Origin of the sequence: Streptomyces sp. TLI_053 (genome assembly GCF_900105395.1) — a bacterium.
Lineage (GTDB): Bacteria > Actinomycetota > Actinomycetes > Streptomycetales > Streptomycetaceae > Kitasatospora.
In genome coordinates, this window is record NZ_LT629775.1 from 2,885,836 (window position 1) to 2,911,075 (window position 25,240).

Here is a 25,240-nt window from a genome sequence, read left to right on the forward strand (position 1 = left end):
GTCCCCGAGCAGTTCGGCGAAGTGGCGCTCGTGCTCCTCGCGCGGCACGCCGAGGCGGGCCTGGGCGACGAACTCGCGGAACGGGAGCGGGTCGGGCATCTCGTCGGCGCGGCCGGAGAGGAACGCCCGGATCTCGTCGAGCAGGATCTCCAGGGCGGTGTGGTCCTGGACGAGGTGGTGGATGCGCAGCAGCGCCAGCCAGCGGTCCGCCCCCGGCTCGGCGGCGATGTGCGCGCTCATCAGCGGTGCCCGGTCGAGGTCCATCCAGGAACCGGCGACGGCCTCCAACTGCTCGCCCACCGGCGCGCCGGACGCGTCCGCTTCGACCTCGGTAACCGGCAGTTCCACCTCGCGGAGCACGACCTGGACGGGCTCGCGCAGTCCGTCCCAGACGATGGCGGTCCGGTAGACGTCGTGGCGGCCGACCACCCAGCGCAGGGCGTCGAGGAAGGCGTCGAGACGCTCGCGCGACTCGAACTCCAGCAGCGTGGGCGTGACGTAGACGTCGGTGCCCTCGCGGTCCGCCATCAGGTGGTGGAAGAACATGCCCTCCTGCAACGGCGCCAGCGGGTACACGTCCGCCACGTTCGCCGCACCTCCCGGCACGGCCGCCACGACGCGGGCGATCTCGGCCTCGGTCAGGTCGACCAGCGGCAGCAGCTCCGGCGTCAGCTCGTCCACACCACCGACCGGGATCGGGTTCGGCGGCACCACGATGCGGGCCGCGCCCGCTTCGGCGGCGAGCCCGGCGGGCGTGGGTGTCGCGAACAGTGCGCGGACGGGGACGGACAGGCCGTGGGCACGGAGCCGCTCCACCAGCGACACGACCAGCAGGGAGTGGCCGCCGAGAGCGAAGAAGTCGTCGTCCACACCCACCACCGGCAGGCCCAGCACCTCCGCGAACGCCCGGCAGACCAACTCCTCACGAGCGTCCGCCGGAGCCCGGCCCCCGCCCGCCTCGTAGCTGGGCGCAGGCAGCGCCCTACGGTCCAGCTTGCCGTTCACCGTCAACGGCAGCACGTCCAGGACGACGAACGCCGACGGCACCATGTAGGCGGGCAGACGCTGCCCCGCCACCGCACGCAACCCCTCCACATCGACATCGACATCGCCGTCCGCGACCACGTACGCCACCAGACGCCTGTCCCCCGGCACGTCCTCACGCACCACCACCGCCACCTGCGCAACAGCAGCCTGCGCCAACAGAACAGCCTCGACCTCACCCAGCTCCACCCGGAACCCGCGGATCTTCACCTGATCATCCACACGCCCCGCAAACGCCAGATTCCCCTCCGCATCCCACGAAACCCGGTCCCCCGTCCGATACATCCGCTCACCGGACTCGAACGGACACGCCACAAAACGCTCCGCCGTCAAACCCTGACGACCCAAATACCCCCGCGCCAACCCCACACCCGACACATACAACTCACCCGTCACACCCACCGGCACCGGAACAAGCGCATCATCCAACACATACACCCGCGTATTCACAATCGGCGAACCGATCGGCACCACACCCCCCGACCCCAACCCCGGCCGGCAACGCCACACCGCCGCATTCACCGTCGTCTCCGTCGGCCCATAACTGTTGAACATCACCCGCCCACCCGACGACCACCGCGCCACCACCTCACCCGGCAACGCCTCACCACCCACATCCAGCACAAACCCCACCGGCAACGCACCCTCCGGCACCGTCGCCACCACCGCCGGCGGCAACGTCGCATGCGTCACCCCCGCACCCACCAAGAACTCCGCGAAATCAGCACCCAAACGCCGATCCACCGGAACCACCACCAACGCCGCACCCGACAACAACCCCAACAACCACTCCTCACAGAACATGTCGAAACCCATCGACGCGAACTGCGCAACCCGCGAACCCGCACCCACACCAAAACGCCCGTGCGACAACGACAGATTCACAAACCCACGATGCGAAACCACCACACCCTTCGGCCGACCCGTCGAACCCGACGTATAAATCACATACGCCGGATGACCCGCCAGAAGACCCCCCACCCGATCCCCGTCCGAAACCGGAGACCCGTCCAGAGCCCCCACCTCGGCGACCACCGCAGGATCGTCCAACACCAACACCGGCACCCCAACACCAGCCGGCACCACACCCACCGTCGACGACTCCGCCACCACCAGCACCGGACCCGCATCAGCCAACGTGAACCCGATCCGCTCCCCCGGATACTCCGGATCCACCGGCAGATACGCACCCCCCGCCTTCAACACACCCAAAATCGCCACAAACAACTCGGGCGAACGCCCCAACACCAGAGCCACCACCGACTCCGGACCCACACCGAGCCCCACAAGACGACGCGCCAACCGCGACGACCGCTCGTCCAACTCCCGGTACGACAACACCACCTCACCACACACCACCGCCTCGGCATCCGGAGTCCGCCCCGCCTGCTCCGAGAACAACCCCGGAACCAGACCACCCGACTCCGCCACCCCCGTGGCATTCCACTCCACCAACAACCGACGACGCTCAACCTCACCCAACACATCCACCGACCCCACCCGGACACCGGGGTCCAGGGCCACGGCCTCCAGGACGCGGGCCAGTTGGGCGGCCGTCCGCTCGACGGTGGCGGCGTCGAAGAGGTCGGCCGCGCCGATGACGGTGCCGGTGAGGCCGGCCGGGCGGCCGGACTCGTCGAAGCGCTCCATGAGGACGATGTCGAGGTCGAACTCGCCCATCTCGTGGGTCCCGGTCAGCGGGCCGACCCGCAGTCCGGGCAGGTCCAGCGAGCGGCCGGCGCCGCGCTTGGAGACGAGGTCGGCGCTCTGCACGGTGGCCATCACCTGGAAGAGCGGGTGGCGGGCCATCGAGCGGGCCGGGGCGAGGTCTTCGACCAGCTTCTCGAACGGAACGTCCTGGTGGGCGAACGCGTCCAGGACGGACTCCCGCACCCGGCGCAGCACCTCGGCGAAGGTCGGGGCGCCGGACACGTCGGAGCGGATCACCAGGTTGTTGACGAAGCAACCGACCAGGTCGTCCAGGCCCTCGTCGTTGCGGCCGGCGACGACCGTGCCGATCGGCAGATCGGTGCCCGCGCCGAGCCGGGACAGCAGGATCGCCAGGGCGGCGTGCAGGCCCATGAAGAGGGTGGAGCCGTTCTCCCTGACCACGTCCAGCAGCCGCCCGTGAGCGGCGGCCGGGACGTCGAAGGTCGCGGTGACGCCCCGGTAGGAGGCGGTCGCCGGGCGCGGCCGGTCGGTCGGCAGGGTCAGTTCCTCGGGCACGCCGGCGAGGGTGTCCCGCCAGTAGCCCACCTGCTCGTTGAGCAGGCTCTCCGGGTCGTCCTCCTCGCCGAGCAGCTCGCGCTGCCAGAGCGCGTAGTCCGCGTACTGGACCGGCAGCGGCTCCCAGCCCGGCGCCCGCCCGGCCAGCCGGGCCCGGTAGGCCGCCGACAGGTCGCGCATCAGCGGGCCCATCGACCAGCCGTCGGCGGCGATGTGGTGCACCACGAAGACCAGCACGTGCTCGTCCGGGGCCTCGCTGAACAGCCAGGCCCGGACCGGGATCTCCACCGCGAAGTCGAAGGCGTGACCGGTCGCCCGGGCCACCTCGCCCGCCAGCTCCGCCGGCGCCACCTCGGCGGTGACCAGCTGGAATCCGGCCTCGTCCAGCGGGAGGATCTGCTGCTGCGGCGTCCCGTCGACCGCCGGGTAGACGGTGCGCAGCACCTCGTGACGGCCGATCACATCGCGCAGGGCTGCGCCGAAGGCCGCACGGTCGAGCGTCCCGGAGAGCCGCAGGACCACAGGGATGTTGTGGGCCGCGCTCGGGCCCTCCAGCCGGCCCAGGAACCACAACCGCCGCTGCGCGAACGACAACGGAAACATCAGTTCTCCTCCTGCTTGCGCATCGGCCGCAGTGCCGGCCGGCTCTTCCTCTTGCTCCTGGTGCCTGCCTGGGCGGTGATCCAGACGGCGAGGGCCGCGGGCGTCGGGTTCTCGAACAGCACACGGACCGGCACGTCGGCCCCCGTCACCGAACGCACCCGGCTGAGCAGCCGGGTCGCCAGCAGGGAGTGCCCGCCCATGGCGAAGAAGTCGTCGTCCGCACCGACCTCGGGCAGCCCGAGGATCTCGGCGAACACCGAGCACACCGCCTTCTCCTCGGCCGTGGCCGGCGCCCGGCCGGTGCCGGCGGCGGCGCCGAGGTCCGGTGCCGGCAGCGCCCGGTGGTCGAGCTTGCCGTTCACCGTCAGCGGCAACGCCGACAACTCCACGATCGCGGCGGGCAGCATGTACCGGGGCAGCCGCTCCGCGGCGTAGCCGCGCACCGCTGCCGTCAGGTCACCGGTGCCGTGATCGCCGAGGGCGCGCTCACCATAACCACGGTCGGCCGCCACGAGATAGGCGATCAACCGCTGCTCACCCGACTGCACTTGAACAGTCACCACGGCCCGCGCGACGTCCGGGTGCCCGGTGAGCACCGCCTCCACCTCGCGCGGTTCCACCCGGAAGCCGCGGATCTTCACCTGGTCGTCGGCCCGTCCGGCGTACAGCAGCCGGCCCTGCTCGTCCCAGCGGGCGCGGTCGCCGGTGCGGTACATCCGCCGTCCGGAGCCGTACGGGTCGGCGACGAAGCGCTCCGCCGTCAGGTCCGACCGGCCCTGGTAGCCGCGGGCCAGCGCGGGCCCGGCCACGTACAGCTCGCCGAGCACGCCGGCCGGGACCGGGCGCAGCGCGTCGTCGAGCAGCAGGACGGTGGTGCCGGTGACGGCCCCGCCGATGGTCACCGGCTCGCCCGGCACCAGCGGGTCCGACATGGTGGCGCAGACGGTGGTCTCGGTGGGCCCGTAGGCGTCGATGAACCGCCGTCCTGGCGCCCAGCGGGCGGGCAGGTCCTCGCCGAGCGCCTCGCCGGCCGACACCAGGGCGGTGACGGAGGCCAGGTCCTCCGGCGACAGCAGCGCCAGCACGGCCGGCGGCAGCGTCGCGTGGGTGACCCGGTGGCGGGCGATCACCTCGGCGAGCCCGGCGCCGGGGAGCAGGTCCCCGGACGGGGCCACCACCAGGCGGGCACCGGTGCACAGCGCCATCACCAGCTCCCAGACGGCCGCGTCGAAGCCGACCGAGGCGAACTGCAGCACCCGGGAAGCGTCCGTCACCCCGAGCCGCTCGACCTGGGCGGCGACCAGGTTCGCGAGACCGGTGTGCGAGACCACGACGCCCTTGGGGCGGCCGGTGGAGCCCGAGGTGTAGATGACGTACGCGGCCTGCTCGGGGCGCGGCGCCGGCAGCGGGGCGGCGGCGGACCCGCAGGCGTGGGAGGCCGCGAGTTCCGCCTCGGCCTCGGCGGTGCCGAGCACCGTGACCGGGAGGCCGGCCGACGGGGGCAGTGCCGCCCGGTCGGCCTCGGTGGTCAGCGCGTGGACCGGGCGGGCGTCGGCGACCATGTACCCGATCCGGTCGGCCGGGTGCGCCGGGTCCACCGGCAGGTAGACGGCCCCGGCCTTGGCGATCGCCAGGAAGGCGACGACCAGCTCGACGCAGTGCCCCATGGCCACCGCCACGACCGACTCCGGCCCGATGCCGCGGGCGGCCAGCAGCCGGGCGAGGCGCTCGGCCCGCTGGTCCAGCTCCCCGTAGGAGAGTTCCTGATCGCCCTGGACCAGCGCGACGGCCCGCGGGTTCCGCGCGACCTGGGCCGCGAACAGCTCCGGCAGGGTCGCGCCGCCCGCGCCGTGCACCTGGTGCGCGGTACCGGCGCCCAGGTCCAGCAGCGCCCGGCGCTCGCCGTCGGTCACCAGCGGGATCCGGCTCAGCGGCTGCCCGGGGTCGGCGACCACGTGCTCCAGCAGCCGCACCAGGCGGTCGGCCAGCTCGCGCGCGGTCCCCCGGTCCAGCAGGTCGGCGCTGAACTGCAGCGCGCCACCGAGGCCGGCAGGGGCGCCGTCCTCGTCCACCCGCTCGGCGAGGCTCAGCATCAGGTCCGAGCGCGCCCCGCCGACCGCGACCGGCTCCGAGGCGATGGCCAGGCCGGGCATCCGCAGCTCGCTCCTGGGGGTGTTCTGCACCACCAGCGCGACCTGGAACAGCGGCTGGCGGGCCGTCGAGCGCTCGGGGGTCAGCTGCTCCACCACGTAGTCGAACGGCACGTCCTGGTTGGCGTACGCGGCCAGGTCGGCGCCGCGCACGCGTCGCAGCAGCTCGCCGAAGGTCGGATCGCCCGACACGTCGGTGCGCAGCACCAGCATGTTGACGAAGAAGCCGATCAGGTCGTCCAGCGCGTCGTCCACCCGGCCCGCGACCGCGGCGCCGATCGGCACGTCCTCGCCGGCCCCGAGCCCGCTGAGAAGGGCGGCCAGCGCCGCCTGCACCACCATGAAGACGGTCGCGCCCTCGGCCTTGGCCAGCTCCAGGATGCCGCGGTGCAGCTCCGGGCCGATCCGCACCGGCAGGTCGCCCGCCCGGTGGGTGGGGACGGCCGGGCGGGGGCGGGTCTCCGGCAGCGCGATCTCCTCCGGCAGCCCGGCCAGCGCCTCGCGCCAGTGGGCCATCTGCCCGGCCAGCACGCTGTCCGGGTCGCTCCCGCCGCCCAGCAGCTCGCGCTGCCAGATCGCGTAGTCCGCGTACTGGACGGGCAGCGGCGCCCAGGACGGGGCCTCCCCCCGCAGCCGGGCGGTGTAGGCGGTGGTCAGGTCGCGGGCCAGCGGGCCCATCGACCAGCCGTCGGTGGCGCTGTGGTGGACCGCCAGCACCAGGACGTGCTCCTCGGGCGCCTCCGCGAGGAGCCAGGCCCGGATGGGGATCTCGGTGGCGAGGTCGAACGGGTACTCGCCCACCTGCGCCAGCCGGGCGGCCAGGCCGCCCGGCGCCACCTCGACGACGGTCAGCTCGATGCCGGCCTCGTCCGCCGGGAGGATCCGCTGGTAGGGCTCGCCGTCCTCGACGGGGAGCACCGTGCGCAGGATCTCGTGACGCCCGACCAGGTCCCGCAGCGCCGAGCCGAGCGCCTCCCGGTCCAGCGAACCGGAGAGCCGCAGCGCGGTGGTGTTGGTGTAGGTGGCGCTGGAAGCCTCCAGCTGGCCGAGGAACCAGAGCCGCTGCTGGGCGAAGGAGAGCGGCACCCGCTCCGGGCGCGGCCGGGCGACCAGCGCGGCGCGTCCCGGCGCGGCCTGCGCCAGCCCGGCGGCCAGACCTGCCGGGGTCGGGTTCTCGAACAGCGCCCGGATCGGCACCTCGACACCGAGCACCGCCCGGAGCCGGCCGACCAGCCGGGTCGCCATCAGCGACTGCCCGCCGAGCAGGAAGTAGTTGTCGTCGACACCGACCGACGGCAGGCCGAGGATCTCGGCGAAGACCTGGCAGAGCAGTTCCTCGCGCGGACCGGACGGCCGGCGGCCGGCGCCGGTGGACGCCGCGCCGTCCTCCGGCGCGGCGGGCCCGGCCGCCTCGGCCGTCGCGGCCGGGAACTCCAGTCGGCCGTCCGCGCTCCAGCGGACCCGGTCACCGGTGCGCAGCATCGCCCCGCCCGGGTTGAACGGGTCGGCGAGGTTCCGCCCGCCCTCCGGCCCGGCCACGCCCGCCAGGTACAGCTCGCCCGTCGCACCCGCCGGCACCAGCCGCAGGCCGCCGTCGAGCACGTACGCGCCGGCCGGCTCGACGCCGTACCGCTCGCGCAGCGCCGCCAGGGTCTGCGGCCGGGCCTGCGCCTCGGCGGAGAACGCCTCCAGCAGCCGCAGCCGCTCGGCGGGCCGCAGCACCTCCACCGCCGTCGGCGGGGCGTCCGGCGTCCGCTCCAGCGCGTCCGCCAGGTTGTCCAGCGCCGTTTCCAGCAGGGCGCGGACCCGGTCCGCGCCGACCGCGGCGGGCGCGTCCGCCGTGATGGCGAACCCGGTCCCGTCGTCGTCTACGGACACGCTCACCGGGTAGTTGGTGCCCTCCTTGGTGCGCAGCACCCGCACGCCGGCCAGCGCGTCCGCGTGCTCCGGCGCCGACGACGACGGCGCCGAGTAGCGGTAGTTGAACAGCGCGCTGAACAGCGGGCTGCCGCCCGGCAGGCCGCTGGCCGTCTGGGCGACGGCGAGCGGGGCGTGCTCGTGCACCAGCAGGTCGGCCAGCTGCTCGCGCAGCCCGGCCAGCGCCCCGGCCACGGTCCCGCCGTCGAAGCGGACCCGGACCGGCAGGGTGTTGAGGAAGAGCCCCGGCACCCGGTCCGCGCCGGCGCCGGCGTTCATCCGGCCGAACAGCACGGTGCCGAACACGACGTCGTCGCGATCCGAGACGGCCGCCAGCACCCGGGCCCAGGCGAGGTGGAAGACGGTGGCCGGGCTGACGCCCAGCGACCGCGCCGTCTCACGGGTCCGGCGGGCCGTCCCCTCGTCCACCGGCATCCGGCTGCGCTCGGTGCCGGCGTTGTCGCCGTGCACGTCGGTCAGGCCGAACGCGGCGGTGGTCTCGGTGACGTCGCCGAGCAGTTCGGCGAAGTGGCGCTCGTGCTCCTCGCGCGGCACGCCGAGGCGGGCCTGGGCGACGAACTCGCGGAACGGCAGCGGGTCGGGCAGCTCGTCGGCGCGCCCGGAGAGGAACGCCCGCAGCTCGTCGAGCAGGATCTCCAGAGCGGTGTGGTCCTGGACGAGGTGGTGGATGCGCAGCAGCGCCAGCCACCGGTCCGTGCCCGGCTCCGCCGCGACATGGGCCGTCATCAGCGGCGCCCGGTCCAGCTCCAGCCAGCCGCCGGCCGCGGCCTGCAACTGCTCGGCCACCGGCGAGCCGGCTGGGTCCGGCACGACCTCGGTGACCGGCAGGGCGGCCTCGCGGAGCACGACCTGGACGGGCTCGCGCAGACCGTCCCAGAGGATCGCCGTGCGGTAGATGTCGTGCCGGGCCACCACGCGCTGGAGCGCCGCGAGGAAGGCGTCGAGCCGCTCCCGGTCGTCGAACGCCAGGGTCGTCGGCAGGACATAGGTGTCCCCGGCGTCCCGGTCGGCCATCAGGTGGTGGAAGAACAAGCCTTCCTGGAGGGGGGCGAGCGGGTAGACGTCCGCGATGTTCGCCGCGCCGCCCGGGACGGCGGCGACGACGGTGGCGAGTTCGGCGTCGGTGAGGTCGACCAGCGGCAGCATCGCCGGGGTCAGCGCGGTCGCGCCCGCCGGGATGGCGTTCGGGGGCACGACGACCTGCGCCGGTCCCGCGACCGCCGCCAGGCCGGCGGGGGTCGGGGTGGCGAACAGCGCCCGCACCGAGACACCGACGTTGCGCGAGCGCAGGCGCTCGACCAGGGAGACCGCGAGCAGGGAGTGGCCGCCCAGGGCAAAGAAGTCGTCGTCCACGCCGACCGCCGCGAGTCCGAGGACCTCGGCGAACGCCTGGCAGATCAGCTCCTCGCGCACGCCGGCCGGAGCCCGGCCCGCGCCGGAGACGTACTCCGGCGCCGGCAGCGCGCGCCGGTCGAGCTTGCCGTTGACGGTCAGCGGCAGCACGTCCAGCAGCACGAACGCGGAGGGGACCATGTACGCGGGCAGGCGCTCGGAGACATGGGCGCGCACCGCGTCCACCTCCAGGCCGTCGCCGGGGACGAGGTAGGCGACCAGACGCTTGTCCCCCGGGCTGTCCTCACGGACCACCACGGCCGCCTGGGCGACCCGCGGGTGACCGGCGACGACCGCCTCCACCTCACCCGGCTCCACCCGGAAGCCACGGATCTTCACCTGCGCATCCGCACGCCCCGCGAAAACGAGCCGCCCCTCGGCGGTCCAGCGGACACGGTCACCCGTGCGGTACAGACGCTCCCCCGAACCGAACGGATCAGCGATGAAACGTTCCGCCGTGAGGGCGGGACGGCCTGCGTAGCCGCGGGCCAACCCGGTACCGGCGACGTACAGCTCGCCCGTCACCCCGACCGGAACCGGAACGAGCGCGTCGTCCAGCACGTAAGTACGGGTGTTGTCCAGCGGACGGCCGATCGGCAGCACCTCACCGACGCCGTCGCGGACCTCGTGCTGGGTGGCGCACAACGTCACCTCGGTCGGCCCGTACAGGTGCCGGACGACAAGACCCGAATTGTGCTCCAGCAGGCGCCGCACGGACGCCGCCGGAACGACATCACCACCGGTCAGGACCTCACGGACACCCTTGAAACACCCCGGATCCTGGTCGGCCAGCACCCGCAGCAGACCCGCCGTCACATGCACGTGCGTCAGCCCGTAACGGGCGACCGACTCCCGCAGCACCGCAGCATCCACCGCCACCGGCTCGGCCACGACGACGGTCCCGCCGGACAGCAGCGGCACCCACAGTTCGTAGGACGAAGCGTCGAAGGCGTGCGGCGCGTGGAACAGCACCCGCATGTCCGCCGACGCACCCCAGCACCGGTCCAACGCCAGCGCGACAAGATCCCGCTGCGTCGTCACGACACCCTTCGGCACACCCGTCGAACCGGACGTATACATCACATACGCCGCCCGGTCGATCGAACCGGCAAGCGGCACAACGGACTTGACCGCACCGTCCGGCACCGCGTCCGCGAGCACCACCGGAACACCGGCCGGAAGCTCCGACACCCGGTCCCGCGTCGTCACCACACACACCGGTCGGGCATCCGCCAACACGGCCTCGACCCGCGCCGACGGCCACGCCACATCCACCGGCACGAACGCCCCACCGGCCCTCAGCACCGCCAGCAGCACGACCACCAGCTCCGCCGAACGCTCCATCACCACGGCAACCGGCGACTCCACACCGACACCGCACTCCACCAACACCGACGCCAAACGGCCGACCCGCCCGTCCAACTCACGGTACGACCAGGCAACATCACCGCCGACAACAGCCACCGCATCCGGCGACTCCGCCACCCGCGCCGCGAACACCTCCGACACCGACAACTCCGACAGCACAGCAGCCGTGGCATTCCACCCGCCCACCACCAAGGCACGCTCCGCCGCATCCACCACCTCCACCGCCGACAGGCGGGTGTCGGGTGCGTCGGCCAGGATCCGCAGGGCGGACTGGAGACTCCGCGCGATCCGCTCGGCCGTCGCCGGGTCGAACAGGTCCGCCGCCACGGTCAGCGAGCCTCGCAGGCCGGCCGGGGCGCCCTCCGGATCGAAGGCCTCGCCCAGGCTCATGTCCAGGTCGAAGTTGGCCGCGCCGACGCCGAGCGGCATCAGCTCGGTCCGCAGACCCCGCAGCTCGGCGGGCGACGAACCGCTGCCGGGCGCCGCCGCCGTGTTCTGCACGGTGAGCATGACCTGGAACAGCGGGTGCCGGGCCAGCGAGCGGGACGGAGAGAGCTCCTCCACCAGCCGGTCGAACGGGACGTCCTGGTGGGCGAAGGCCTCCAGGCTGGTCTCCCGGACGCGGCCGAGCAGGTCGGCCAGCGTCGGGTTCCCGGACAGGTCGGTACGCAGCACCAGCGTGTTCACGAAGAAGCCGACCAGCTCGTCCAACGCCTGGTCCGTGCGACCGGCAACCGCCGTGCCGACCGGGATGTCGGTACCCGCGCCCAGCTTGGCCAGCGCGACCGTCAGGGCGGTCTGAACCGCCATGTAGAGGGTGACGCCCTGCGCCTTGGCCACGCGCAGCAGGTCGCCGTGGAGGTCGGCCGGCAGCCGCAGCGGGACGACGTGGCCACGGTGCGAGGCGACCGCCGGACGCGCGTGGTCGAGCGGCAGCGCCAGCTCCTCCGGCGCCCCCTCCAGGCTCGCCCGCCAGTACTCCACCTGGCGCGCGATCAAACTCTCGCTGTCCTCCTCCGAGCCCAGCAGCTCCCGCTGCCAGAGCGCGTAGTCCGCGTACTGCACGGGCAGCGCGGTCCACTCCGGCGCCCGGCCGGCCAGCCGGGCCGCATAGGCGAGGGACAGATCCCGAGCCAGCGGGCCCATCGACCAGCCGTCGGTGGCGATGTGGTGGACGACCAGGACGAGGACGTGCTCCTGCGGCGCCTCGGTGAACAGCCAGGCCCGGACCGGCACCTCGACGGCGAAGTCGAAGGCGTGGCCGGCCGCGCGGGCCACCTCCGCCTCCAGCCGCTCCGGCGCCACCTCGGCGACCGTCAGCGCGAAGCCGGACTCCTCGAGGGACAGCACCCGCTGGAACGGGCGGCCGTCGGCCATCGGGAAGACAGTGCGCAGCACCTCGTGCCGGCCGACCACGTCCCGCAGCGCCGCGTCCAACGCCTCCCGGTCCAGCCCGCCCGAGAGGCGCAGCGCCACCGGGATGTTGTACGAGGCGCTCGGCCCCTCCAACTGACCGAGGAACCAGAGGCGCTGCTGCGCGAAGGAGAGCGGCACCCGCTCCGGGCGGACGCCCTCGGTCAGCTTCGCCCGACCGGGTTCGGCGCGGACCAGCAACGCGGCCAGCCCGGCCGGGGTCGGGGCGTCGAACAGTGCCCGGATGGACAGCTCCACCCCGAGCACCGACCGCACCCGGCTCACCAGGCGCGTGGCCAGCAGCGAGTGACCGCCGAGCGCGAAGAAGTCGTCGTCCACGCCGACCAGCGGCAGGCCCAGCACCTCCGCGAAGACCTGGCAGATCAGCTCCTCACGCACGCCGGCCGGGGCGCGACCCGCGCCGGAGACGTACTCCGGCGCCGGCAGCGCGCGCCGGTCGAGCTTGCCGTTGACGGTCAGCGGCAGCACCTCCAGCAGCACGAACGCGGAGGGGACCATGTAGGCGGGCAGGCGCTCGGAGACATGGGCGCGCAGGGCGTCCAGGTCCAGGCCTTCGGCGGGGACGACATAGGCGACCAGGCGCTTGTCCCCCGGGCTGTCCTCACGGACCACCACGGCCGCCTGCGCGACCCGCGGGTGACCGGCGACGACCGCCTCCACCTCACCCGGCTCCACCCGGAAACCCCGGATCTTCACCTGCGCATCCGCACGCCCCGCGAAAACGAGCCGCCCCTCGGCGGTCCAACGGACACGGTCACCCGTGCGGTACAGACGCTCCCCCGAACCGAACGGATCCGCAACAAAACGCTCCGCCGTCAGAACCGACTGGTGGGCATACCCGCGCGCCAGACCCACGCCCGCCACGTACAGCTCCCCCGTCACCCCGACCGGAACCGGAACGAGCGCGTCGTCCAGCACGTAAGTACGGGTGTTGTCCAGCGGACGGCCGATCGGCAGTACGTCGCCGACGCCGTCGCGGACCTCGTGCTGGGTGGCGCACAACGTCACCTCGGTCGGCCCGTACAGGTGCCGGACGACAAGACCTTCGTTGTGCTCCAGCAGACGACGCACGGACGCCGCCGGAACGACATCACCACCGGTCAGGACCTCACGGACACCCTTGAAACACCCCGGATCCTGGTCCGCCAGGACCCGCAGCAGACCCGCCGTCACATGCACGTGCGTCAGCCCCCGGCGGGCCACGAGGGCGGCCAGCGCGGCGGCGTCCACCGCGACCGGCTCGGCCACCACGACCGTCCCACCGGACAGCAACGGCACCCACAGTTCGTAGGACGAAGCGTCGAAGGCGTGCGGCGCGTGGAACAGCACCCGCATGTCCGCCGACGCACCCCAGCACCGGTCCAACGCCAGCGCGACAAGATCCCGCTGCGTCGTCACGACACCCTTCGGCACACCCGTCGAACCGGACGTGTACATCACATACGCCGCCCGGTCCAACAACCCAACGACCGACGGAACCTCACCATGACCGTCCGGCACCGCATCCGCCAACACCACCGGAACACCGGCCGGAAGCTCCGACACCCGGTCCCGCGTCGTCACCACACACACCGGAGCAGCGTCCGCGAGCACAGCCTCGACCCGCGCCGACGGCCACGCCACATCCACCGGCACGAACGCCCCACCGGCCCTCAGCACCGCCAGCAGCACGACCACCAACTCCGCCGAACGCTCCATCACCACGGCAACCGGCGACTCCACACCGACACCGCACTCCACCAACACCGACGCCAAACGGCCGACCCGCCCGTCCAACTCACGGTACGACCAGGCAACATCACCGCAGACAACAGCCACCGCATCCGGCGACTCCGCCACCCGCGCCGCGAACACCTCCGACACCGACAACTCCGACAGCACAGCAGCCGTGGCATTCCACTCACCCACCACCAAGGCACGCTCCGCCGCATCCACCACCTCCACCGCCGACAGGCGGGTACCGGAGTCCTGCTCCATCGCGGTGACCAGCGCGTCCAGGCAGGTGTGCACGAGAGTGGTCACCTGGGCCGGGTCGACGGGGGCGACCGCGTCCACCGTGATCGCGAAACCCGTCCCCTCGACGTCGACCGACGCCACCAGCGGGTAGTTGGTCAGGTCGCGGAAGGAGCGCACCTGGATGCCGCTCAGCGCCGGGCTGGTGCTGCGCGGCTCGGAGCGGCCGTACCGGTAGTTGAAGATCGAGGTGAACAGCGGGCTGCCGCCCGGCAGTCCGCTGGCCGCCTGCGCCGCCGCGAGCGGGGCGTGCTCGTGCACCATCAGCTCGGCGAGCTGGCCGCGCATGGACTCCAGCGCCTCCCCCACCGTCCCGTCGGCCAGACGGACCCGGACCGGCAGGGTGTTGATGAACAGGCCGGGCACCCGGTCCGCACCGGCGCCGGCGTCCATCCGGCCGAACAGGATGGTGCCGAAGACCACGTCGTCGCGGCCGGAGAGCGTGCCGAGGACCCGCGCCCACACCAGGTGGAACACCGTCGCGGGACTCACACCGACCGTCCGCGCGACCTTGCGGACGCGCTCGGACAGCTCCTCGGCCACGACCACGCGCTGCTTGGTGACCTGGGTGCCGTCGCTGTGGACGTCCAGCATCCCGTACGGCGCGGTGGTCTCCTCGACGTCGCCGAGCAGGCCGGCGAAGTAGCGCTCGTGCTCCTCGCGGGAGACGCCGAGGCGGGCCTGCGCGACGAACTCGCGGAACGGCAGCGGCTCGGGCAGCTCTCCCGTCCGGTCCGCCAGGTAGGCCTCCACCTCGTCGACCAGCACCTCCAGGGCCGTGTGGTCCTGGATCAGGTGGTGGACGCGCAGCAGCGCCAGCCAGCCGTTCCCGCCCGGCTCGGGGGCGATCCGCACGTTCATCAGCGGTGCCCGGTCGAGGTCCATCCACGAACCGCCGGCGGCGAGGAACTGGTCGAGGACGTCACCGTCGGCCGAGGCCAGGCGCACCTCCTCGACGGGCAGTTCCACCTCGCGGAGCACGACCTGGACGGGCTCGCGCAGTCCGTCCCAGACGATGGCGGTCCGGTAGACGTCGTGGCGGCCGACCACCCAGCGCAGGGCGTCGAGGAAGGCGTCGAGACGCTCGCGCGACTCGAACTCCAGCAGCGTGGGCGTGACGTAGACGTCGGTGCCCTCACGGTCCGCCATCAGGTGGTGGAAGAACATGCCCTCCTGCAACGGCGCCAGCGGGTACACGTCCGCCACGTTCGCCGCACCTCCCGGCACGGCCGCCACGACGCGGGCGATCTCGGCCTCCGTCAGGTCGACCAGCGGCAGCAGCTCCGGCGTCAGCTCGTCCACACCACCGACCGGGATCGGGTTCGGCGGGACGACCACCTGTCCGGTACCGGCGACGCGTGCCAGGGAGGCCGGGGTCGGGTTCTGGAACAGCGCCCGGACCGGCACCGCGAGACCACGCGAGCGCAGCCACTCGGCGAGCGACACGACCAGCAGGGAGTGGCCGCCGAGAGCGAAGAAGTCGTCGTCCACACCCACCACCGGCAGGCCCAGCACCTCCGCGAACGCCCGGCAGACCAACTCCTCACGAGCGTCCGCCGGAGCCCGGCCCCCGCCCGCCTCGTAGCTGGGCGCAGGCAGCGCCCTACGGTCCAGCTTGCCGTTCACCGTCAACGGCAGCACGTCCAGGACGACGAACGCCGACGGCACCATGTAGGCGGGCAGACGCTGCCCCGCCACCGCACGCAACCCCTCCACATCGACATCGACATCGCCGTCCGCGACCACGTACGCCACCAGACGCCTGTCCCCCGGCACGTCCTCACGCACCACCACCGCCACCTGCGCAACAGCAGCCTGCGCCAACAGAACAGCCTCGACCTCACCCAGCTCCACCCGGAACCCGCGGATCTTCACCTGATCATCCACACGCCCCGCAAACGCCAGATTCCCCTCCGCATCCCACGAAACCCGGTCCCCCGTCCGATACATCCGCTCACCGGACTCGAACGGACACGCCACAAAACGCTCCGCCGTCAAACCCTGACGACCCAAATACCCCCGCGCCAACCCCACACCCGACACATACAACTCACCCGTCACACCCACCGGCACCGGAACAAGCGCATCATCCAACACATACACCCGCGTATTCACAATCGGCGAACCGATCGGCACCACACCCCCCGACCCCAACCCCGGCCGGCAACGCCACACCGCCGCATTCACCGTCGTCTCCGTCGGCCCATAACTGTTGAACATCACCCGCCCACCCGACGACCACCGCGCCACCACCTCACCCGGCAACGCCTCACCACCCACATCCAGCACAAACCCCACCGGCAACGCACCCTCCGGCACCGTCGCCACCACCGCCGGCGGCAACGTCGCATGCGTCACCCCCGCACCCACCAAGAACTCCGCGAAATCAGCACCCAAACGCCGATCCACCGGAACCACCACCAACGCCGCACCCGACAACAACCCCAACAACCACTCCTCACAGAACATGTCGAAACCCATCGACGCGAACTGCGCAACCCGCGAACCCGCACCCACACCAAAACGCCCGTGCGACAACGACAGATTCACAAACCCACGATGCGAAACCACCACACCCTTCGGCCGACCCGTCGAACCCGACGTATAAATCACATACGCCGGATGACCCGCCAGAAGACCCCCCACCCGATCCCCGTCCGAAACCGGAGACCCGTCCAGAGCCCCCACCTCGGCGACCACCGCAGGATCGTCCAACACCAACACCGGCACCCCAACACCAGCCGGCACCACACCCACCGTCGACGACTCCGCCACCACCAGCACCGGACCCGCATCAGCCAACGTGAACCCGATCCGCTCCCCCGGATACTCCGGATCCACCGGCAGATACGCACCCCCCGCCTTCAACACACCCAAAATCGCCACAAACAACTCGGGCGAACGCCCCAACACCAGAGCCACCACCGACTCCGGACCCACACCGAGCCCCACAAGACGACGCGCCAACCGCGACGACCGCTCGTCCAACTCCCGGTACGACAACACCACCTCACCACACACCACCGCCTCGGCATCCGGAGTCCGCCCCGCCTGCTCCGAGAACAACCCCGGAACCAGACCACCCGACTCCGCCACCCCCGTGGCATTCCACTCCACCAACAACCGACGACGCTCAACCTCACCCAACACATCCACCGACCCCACCCGCGAAGCAGGGTCGTGCTCCAGCGCCGTGACCAACCCGTCGAGGCAGGCGTGCACCAGGGCGCAGACGTACTCGGGGTCGGCCGGGTCGACGGCCTCGACGACCACGGCGAAGCCGGTGCCGTCGTCGTCGACGGCCACGTCCAGCGGGAAGTTGGTGCGGTCCTCGTAGTAGAGCTTGGTGATGCCTTCGAGCCTCTCGCCGGTCCCGGTGGCCGGCCGGACGTGCCGGTAGTTGAGGAGCGAGGTGAACAGCGGGGTCCCGCCGGCCAGGCCGCTGGCCGTCTGGGCCAGGGTCAGCGGCGCGTGCTCGTGGACCATCAGTTCGGCGAGCTGGCCGCGCAGGCCGTCGACCGCCTCCCGGACGCCCCGGTCGGCGAGGCGAACGCGCACCGGCAGGGTGTTGATGAACAGGCCGGGCACCCGGTCGGCGCCGGCGCCCGCGTTCATCCGGCCGAACAGGACGCTGCCGAAGACCACGTCGTCGCGGCCGGCCAGCGCGCCGAGGACCCGCGCCCACACCAGGTGGAAGACGGTCGCCGGGCTGACGCCCAGGGACCGCGCCGTCTCCCGGGTACGGCGGGCGAGTTCGCCGTCGACGGGCAGCTTGGCCTGGGCGACCCGGCTGCCGTCGCCGTGGACGTCCAGCATCCCGTACGGGGCGGTGGGCTCGGTGACGTCGCCGAGCAGCCCGGCGAAGTACCGCTGGTGCTCCTCGCGCGGCACGCCGAGGCGGGCCCGGGCGACGAACTCGCGGAACGGCAACGGCTCGGGCAGCTCCGCCGTCCGGTCCGTCAGGAAGGCCCGCGCCTCGGCGAGCAGGGTGTCCATCGTCGTGTGGTCGCGGACGATGTGGTGCATCGACAACAGCGCCAGCCAGCGCCGGCCGTCCGCGTGCGGTGCGATGTGCACCCGCATCAGCGGCGCCCGGTCCATGTCCAGCCGGCCGCCGGCCGCGGTGAGCAGCTGCTCGACCGGCTCCGCGCCGGCCGGGTCCAGCGCGACCTCGGTGACCGGCAGTTCAGCGCGGCGGACGACCACCTGGACCGGCTCGCGCAGGCCCTCGGAGATGATCGCGGTGCGGTAGACGTCGTGCCGGTCGACCATCCACTGGAGCGCCCGCAGGAATCCGTCCAGCCGCTCGCGGGAGTCGAGTTCGACCACCGAGGGCTTCAGGTAGACGTCGCCGCCGTCCTGGTCCGCCAGCAGGTGGTGGAAGTACATGCCCTCCTGCAACGGCGCCAGCGGGTACACGTCCGCCACGTTCGCCGCACCTCCCGGCACGGCGGCGACCACGGTCGCCAGCTCGGCCTCGGTCAGCTCGACCAGCGGCAGCATCGCCGGGGTCAGCGCGGTGGCGCCGGCGGGGATCAGGTTCGGCGGCACCACGAGTTCCGCCGGGCCGGTCGCCACGGCCAGCGCGGCCGGGGTCGGCGCGTCGAACAGCGTGCGCACCGAAACCGTCATGCCGCGCGCCCGCAGCCACTGCACCAGGGTGATGGCCAGCAGCGAGTGGCCGCCGAGCAGGAAGAAGCTGTCGTCGACGCCGACCGAGGGCAGGCCGAGGACCTCGGCGAAACCCTGGCAGACCAGCTCCTCCTGGACGGTGGCCGGCGCCCGGCCGCCGCCGGCCTCGGCGCCGAGGTCCGGGGCGGGCAGCGCCCGGCGGTCCAGCTTGCCGTTCACCGTCAGCGGCAGCGCGTCCAGCACCACGAACACCGACGGCACCATGTGCGCGGGGAGCCGCTCCGCGGCGTCCGTGCGCACCGCGTCCACATCGACGTCCGCGGCCGTACCGCCCTCGGCCGGGGCCAGGTAGGCCACCAGCCGGCCGTCACCCGGGGCGGCCTGGTGGACCGTGACGGCGACCCGGGCGCCGGCCGCGTGGGCGGCCAGCACGGACTCGATCTCGCCCAACTCCACCCGCTGCCCGCGGATCTTGACCTGGTCGTCACCGCGTCCGAGGTACTCCACCTCGCCGTCCGCCGTCCACCGCACCAGGTCGCCGGTGCGGTAGAGCCGCTCGCCGACCGGCCCGAACGGGTCGGCGACGAACCGCTCGGCCGTCAGCGCGGCCCGGCCCACGTAGCCGCGGGCCAGCTGCGCGCCCGCCAGGTAGAGCTCTCCCGTCACGCCGGGCGCGACCGGGCGCAGCCGGCCGTCCAGGACGAACAGCCGGGTGTTGGTCACCGGCGCGCCGATGGTCACCCGGGCGCCGTCCTCGGCGGAGCAGCGCGTCGCGGTGACGTCGATCGCCGCCTCCGTCGGGCCGTACTGGTTGTACAGCGGCACGTCGAGCGCCGCCAGGAAGCGGTCCCGCAGCGCCGCCGACAGGCCCTCGCCGCCGGAGAAGACGATCCGCAGGCCGGTGCAGCCGGCCGCCCCCGGCTCGCGGAGGAACAGCTCCAGCATCGACGGCACGAAGTGCACGACGGTGACGCCGGTCTCCCGCACCAGCTCCGCCAGGTAGGCCGGGTCACGGTGGCCGCCCGGGCGGGCCACCACCAGGGAGGCGCCCTGCGTCAGCGGCCAGAAGATCTCCCAGACCGAGACGTCGAAGCCGAACGGCGTCTTCTGCACCAGCCGGTCGGCGGTGGTCAGGCCGTACGCGTCCTGCATGCCCAGCAGGCGGTTGACGATCGCGCGGTGCGCGGTCGCCACGCCCTTGGGCCGCCCCGTCGAGCCCGAGGTGAACAGCACGTAGGCGGGGTGGTCCGGAAGCAGCGGAGACACCCGGTCGGCGTCGGTCAGCGGCGAGCCGTCCAGGGCGGCCAGCTCCTCGACGAGCGCCGGGTGGTCCAGCGCCAGCACCGGGACCCCGGCGGACGCCGGCACGCCGGCGGCGAGCGGCCGGGACGTCAGGACGGCGACGGGCGCGCTGTCGGCGAGCATGCCGGCCACCCGCTCCGCCGGGTGCTCCGGGTCGACCGCCACGTAGGCGCCGCCGGCGGTGGCCACGGCGAGCACGGCCACCACCAGGTCGACGGAGCGCTCCAGCATGACGGCGACGGCCGACTCCGGGCCGACGCCGCGGCCGGCCAGCAGCCGGGCCAGGCGGTTCACCCGCGTCCACAGCTCCGCGTAGGACAGCTCCTCGTAGGACGGGGCGGCGGAGGACGGGTCGGCGCGCTCGACCAGCAGGGCCGTCGCGTCCGGCGTCCGCGCGGCCTGGGCGGCCAGCAGCTCCGGCAGCGTCGTGTCCGGCACCTCGACCGCGGTCTCGTTCCACTGCTCCAGCACCTGGCGCCGGGCCGCGTCGTCCAGCACGTCCACGGTCGTGAACCGGCTGTCCGGGGCCTCCGTCAGGGCGCGCAGCAGGTTGTCGAGCGCCGTGTGCAGCATGGCGGCGACCCGGTGCGGGCCGACCCGACCGGGCGCGCGCACCGTGATGGCGAAGCGGGAGCCGTCGTCGTCGACGGCCGCGCTCAGCGGGAAGCCGGCGCCCTCCCGGGTCTGGGTGACGGTGACGCCGTCGAGCAGGGTGTCGGGCCCCTGGACGGCGGGGCCGGCATGCCGGTAGTTGAACAGCGAGCTGAACAGCGCGCCGCCGCCGGCCGGCAGGCCGCTGGCCGCCTGGGCGACGGCGAGCGGGGCGTGCTCGTGCACCATCAGGTCGGCCAGGTGGCCGCGCAGCCCGTCCAGCGCCTCCGCCACCGAGAACCCGTCCAGGCGGACCCGGACCGGCAGGGTGTTGATGAACAGGCCGGGCACCCGGTCCGCCCCGGCGCCGGCGCTCATACGGCCGAACAGCACGGTGCCGAACACGACGTCGTCGCGGCCCGAGACGGCCCCGAGCACCCGGGCCCAGGCGAGGTGGAACAGAGTGGCCGGGCTGACGCCCAGCGACCGGGCCGTCTCACGGGTCCGGCGGGCGGTCCCCTCCTCCACCGGCACCCGGCCGCGCTCCGTCTCGGCGTTGTCGCCGAGCAGGTCGGTCAGGCCGAACGGGGTGGTGGTCTCGGTGACGTCGCCGAGCAGTTCGGCGAAGTAACGCTCGTGCTCCTCGCGCGGCATCCCGAGGCGCGCCCGGGCAACGAACTCGCGGTACGGCAGCGGCTCCGGAAGCTCGTCGGCGCGGCCGGACAGGAACGCCCGCACCTCGTCGAGCAGCACGTCACGTGCGGTGTGGTCCTGGACGAGGTGGTGGATGCGCAGGACGGCCAGCCACCGGTCCGTGCCCGGCTCCGCCGCGGTGTGCATGCTCAGCAGCGGTGCCCGGTCCAGCTCCAGCCAGCCGCCGGCCGCGGCCAGCAACTCCTCCGCCGGGTCCGCACACCCGGCGTCGAGGGCGACCTCGGTGACCGGCAGCGCGGCCTCGCGGAGCACGACCTGCACGGGCTCGCGCAGGCCCTCCCAGAGGATCGCCGTGCGGTAGACGTCGTGCCGGGCCAGCACCCGGCGCAGCACCTCGGTGAAGGCGTCCAGCCGCCGGCGGGAGTCGAAGGCGAGCGAGACGGGCAGCAGGTAGGCGTCGCCACCGGCCTCCCGGTCGGCCATCAGGTGATCGAAGAAGATACCTTCCTGGAGGGGGGCGAGCGGGTAGACGTCCGCGATGTTCGCCGCGCCGCCCGGGACGGCGGCGACGACGGTGGCGAGTTCGGCGTCGGTGAGGTCGACCAGCGGCAGCATCGCCGGGGTCAGCGCGGTGGCGCCCGCCGGGATCAGGTTGGCCGGGACGGCCAGGTGCTCCCCGCCGGTGGCGTGGGCCAGGCTCGCCGGGGTCGGGGTGGCGAACAGGGCGCGCACGGCGACGGTGACGCCGCGCGAGCGCAGGCGCTCGACCAGGGAGACGGCGAGCAGGGAGTGGCCGCCCAGGGCGAAGAAGTCGTCGTCCACGCCGACCAGCGGCAGGCCCAGCACCTCCGCGAACGCCTGGCAAATCAGCTCCTCACGCACGTCCGCCGGAGCCCGGCCGGCGCCCGCCTCGTAGCTGGGCGCGGGCAGGGCCTTGCGGTCCAGTTTGCCGTTGACGGTCAGCGGCAGCGTCTCCAGCAGCACGAACGCGGAGGGGACCATGTAGGCGGGCAGGCGCTCGGAGACGTGGGCGCGCAGGGCGTCCAGGTCCAGGCCTTCGGCGGGGACGACATAGGCGACCAGGCGCTTGTCCCCCGGGCTGTCCTCACGGACCACCACGGCCGCCTGGGCGACCCGCGGGTGACCGGCGACGACCGCCTCCACCTCACCCGGCTCCACCCGGAAGCCACGGATCTTCACCTGCGCATCCGCACGCCCCGCGAAAACGAGCCGCCCCTCGGCGGTCCAGCGGACACGGTCACCCGTGCGGTACAGACGCTCCCCCGAACCGAACGGATCCGCAACAAAACGCTCCGCCGTCAGAACCGACTGGTGGGCATACCCGCGCGCCAGACCCACGCCCGCCACGTACAGCTCCCCCGTCACCCCGACCGGAACCGGAACGAGCGCGTCGTCCAGCACGTAAGTACGGGTGTTGTCCAGCGGACGGCCGATCGGCAGTACGTCGCCGACGCCGTCGCGGACCTCGTGCTGGGTGGCGCACAACGTCACCTCGGTCGGCCCGTACAGGTGCCGGACGACAAGACCTTCGTTGTGCTCCAGCAGGCGCCGCACGGACGCCGCCGGAACGACATCACCACCGGTCAGGACCTCACGGACACCCTTGAAACACCCCGGATCCTGGTCCGCCAGCACCCGCAGCAGACCCGCCGTCACATGCACGTGCGTCAGCCCCCGGCGGGCCACGAGGGCGGCCAGCGCGGCGGCGTCCAGCGCGACCGGCTCGGCCACCACGACCGTCCCACCGGACAGCAACGGCACCCACAGTTCGTAGGACGAAGCGTCGAAGGCGTGCGGCGCGTGGAACAGCACCCGCATGTCCGCCGACGCACCCCAGCACCGGTCCAACGCCAGCGCGACAAGATCCCGCTGCGTCGTCACGACACCCTTCGGCACACCCGTCGAACCGGACGTATACATCACATACGCCGCCCGGTCGATCGAACCGGCAAGCGGCACAACGGACTTGACCGCACCGTCCGGCACCGCGTCCGCGAGCACCACCGGAACACCGGCCGGAAGCTCCGACACCCGGTCCCGCGTCGTCACCACACACACCGGAGCAGCGTCCGCCAACACGGCCTCCACCCGCGCCGACGGCCACGCCACATCCACCGGCACGAACGCCCCACCGGCCCTCAGCACCGCCAGCAGCACAACCACCAACTCCGCCGAACGCTCCATCACCACGGCAACCGGCGACTCCACACCGACACCGCACTCCACCAACACCGACGCCAAACGGCCGACCCGCCCGTCCAACTCACGGTACGACCAGGCAACATCACCGCCGACAACAGCCACCGCATCCGGCGACTCCGCCACCCGCGCCGCGAACACCTCCGACACCGACAACTCCGACAGCACAGCAGCCGTGGCATTCCACTCACCCACCACCAAGGCACGCTCCGCCGCATCCACCACCTCCACCGCCGACAGGCGCAGCGCGGGGTCGGCGGCGAGCGCCTCCAGCACCCGCACCAGGCGCCCGGCAAGCCGACGGAGCGTGTCGTGGTCGAACAGGTCGGCCGAGCCCATCAGCACACCGCGCATACCGGCCGGCGCGCCGTCGGCGTCGAAGACCTCGCCGACCGTGACCTCCAGGTCGAACTTGGCGCCGGAGCGGCCGAGCACCAGGGCCTCGCCGCGCAGACCGGGCAGATCGACGGACGAGCCGATGTCCAGCGGGGCGAGGAAGACCTGGAACAGCGGGTGCCGGGCCAGCGAGCGGGACGGGGCCAGCTCCTCCACCAGGCGCTCGAACGGCACGTCCTGGTGGCCGTACGCGCCCACGGTGGTGCCGCGCACCCGGTCCACGACCTCGGCGAAGGTCGGGTCGCCGGACAGGTCGGTGCGCACGACGAGGGTGTTGACGAAGCAGCCGATCAGGTCGTTCAGCGCCTCGTCGGTGCGCCCGGCGATGGGCGAGCCGATCGGGATGTCGGTGCCCGCGCCCAGCCGGGAGAGGGTCACGGCGACGGCCGCCTGGAGCACCATGAACAGGGTGGCGCGGCGCTCCCGGGCCACGGCGGCGAGGGCGCGGTGGGTGTCGGCCGACAGGCTCACGCCGACCGCGTGGCCCCGGTGGGAGACCTCCGCGGGGCGCGGGCGGTCGGCGGGCAGGGCGAGTTCCTCCGGGACGTCCGCCAGGGCGTCGCGCCAGTACTCGACCTGGCGCGACCCCAGCGCGGCCGGGTCGCGCGGGTCGCCCAGCAGGTCGCGCTGCCAGTACGCGTAGTCGGCGTACTGGATCGGCAGCGGCTCCCACTGCGGGGCCCGCCCCGCGCACCTGGCCGCGTAGGCGGCGGACAGGTCGCGGGCGAGCGGGCCGCCCGACCAGCCGTCGGTGGCGATGTGATGCAGTACCAGGACGAGGACGTGCTCGTCCTCGGTCAGCTCGAACAGCCAGGCCCTGACGGGCACTTCGGTGGCGAGGTCGAACGGGTGCCGGGCGGCCCGGGCGACGGCGCCGGTGAGCTCCGCCGCGGTGATCTCGGCGCCGGGCGGCGCTTCGGCCACCTCGACGGCGGGCAGGTCCAGCACCGCCCGGTCCCAGGCGAGGTCGTGCAGCGCGGGCAGGCCGGGGTGCGCCCGCCCCGTGTCTTCCGCCCCGAGCACCCGCACCACGGCGAGTTCCCACGGCAGGTCGGCGGGATCCAGGATCCGCTGGCCGGGCTCACCGTCCACCTCGGGGAAGACGGTCCGCAGCGCCTCGTGGCGGCCGATCAGGTCACGCAGGGCGGCGCCCAGGGCCTGCTGGTCGAGCCGTCCGGTGAGGCGAACGACGGTGGCGCTGTTGTAGGTGGAGCTCGCTCCCTCCACGCGCCACTGGAGCCACATCCGCCGCTGGGCGAAAGACATGGGGATCATCG

The 25,240-nt window shown here is 73.0% G+C and carries 2 protein-coding genes (1 of these 2 cut by a window edge); both read right to left on the bottom strand.

Features of this window, described 5'->3' with window-relative positions; genetic code table 11:
• Positions 1 to 3,873: the start of a non-ribosomal peptide synthase/polyketide synthase gene (locus tag BLU95_RS45060; protein WP_093859905.1), read on the bottom strand. It extends 22,413 nt beyond the left edge of the window; only the first 3,873 of its 26,286 coding nucleotides appear in the window; the start codon lies at positions 3,871 to 3,873; its stop codon lies beyond the left edge, outside the window.
• Positions 3,873 to 25,238 (bottom strand): non-ribosomal peptide synthetase, encoded by a 21,366-nt coding sequence (locus BLU95_RS11310; RefSeq protein ID WP_093859906.1) that lies wholly within the window; start codon positions 25,236 to 25,238, stop codon positions 3,873 to 3,875. Before BLU95_RS11310 ends, BLU95_RS45060 begins: the two co-directional genes overlap by 1 nt.
• Between the last annotated feature and the right edge of the window lie 2 nt (positions 25,239 to 25,240).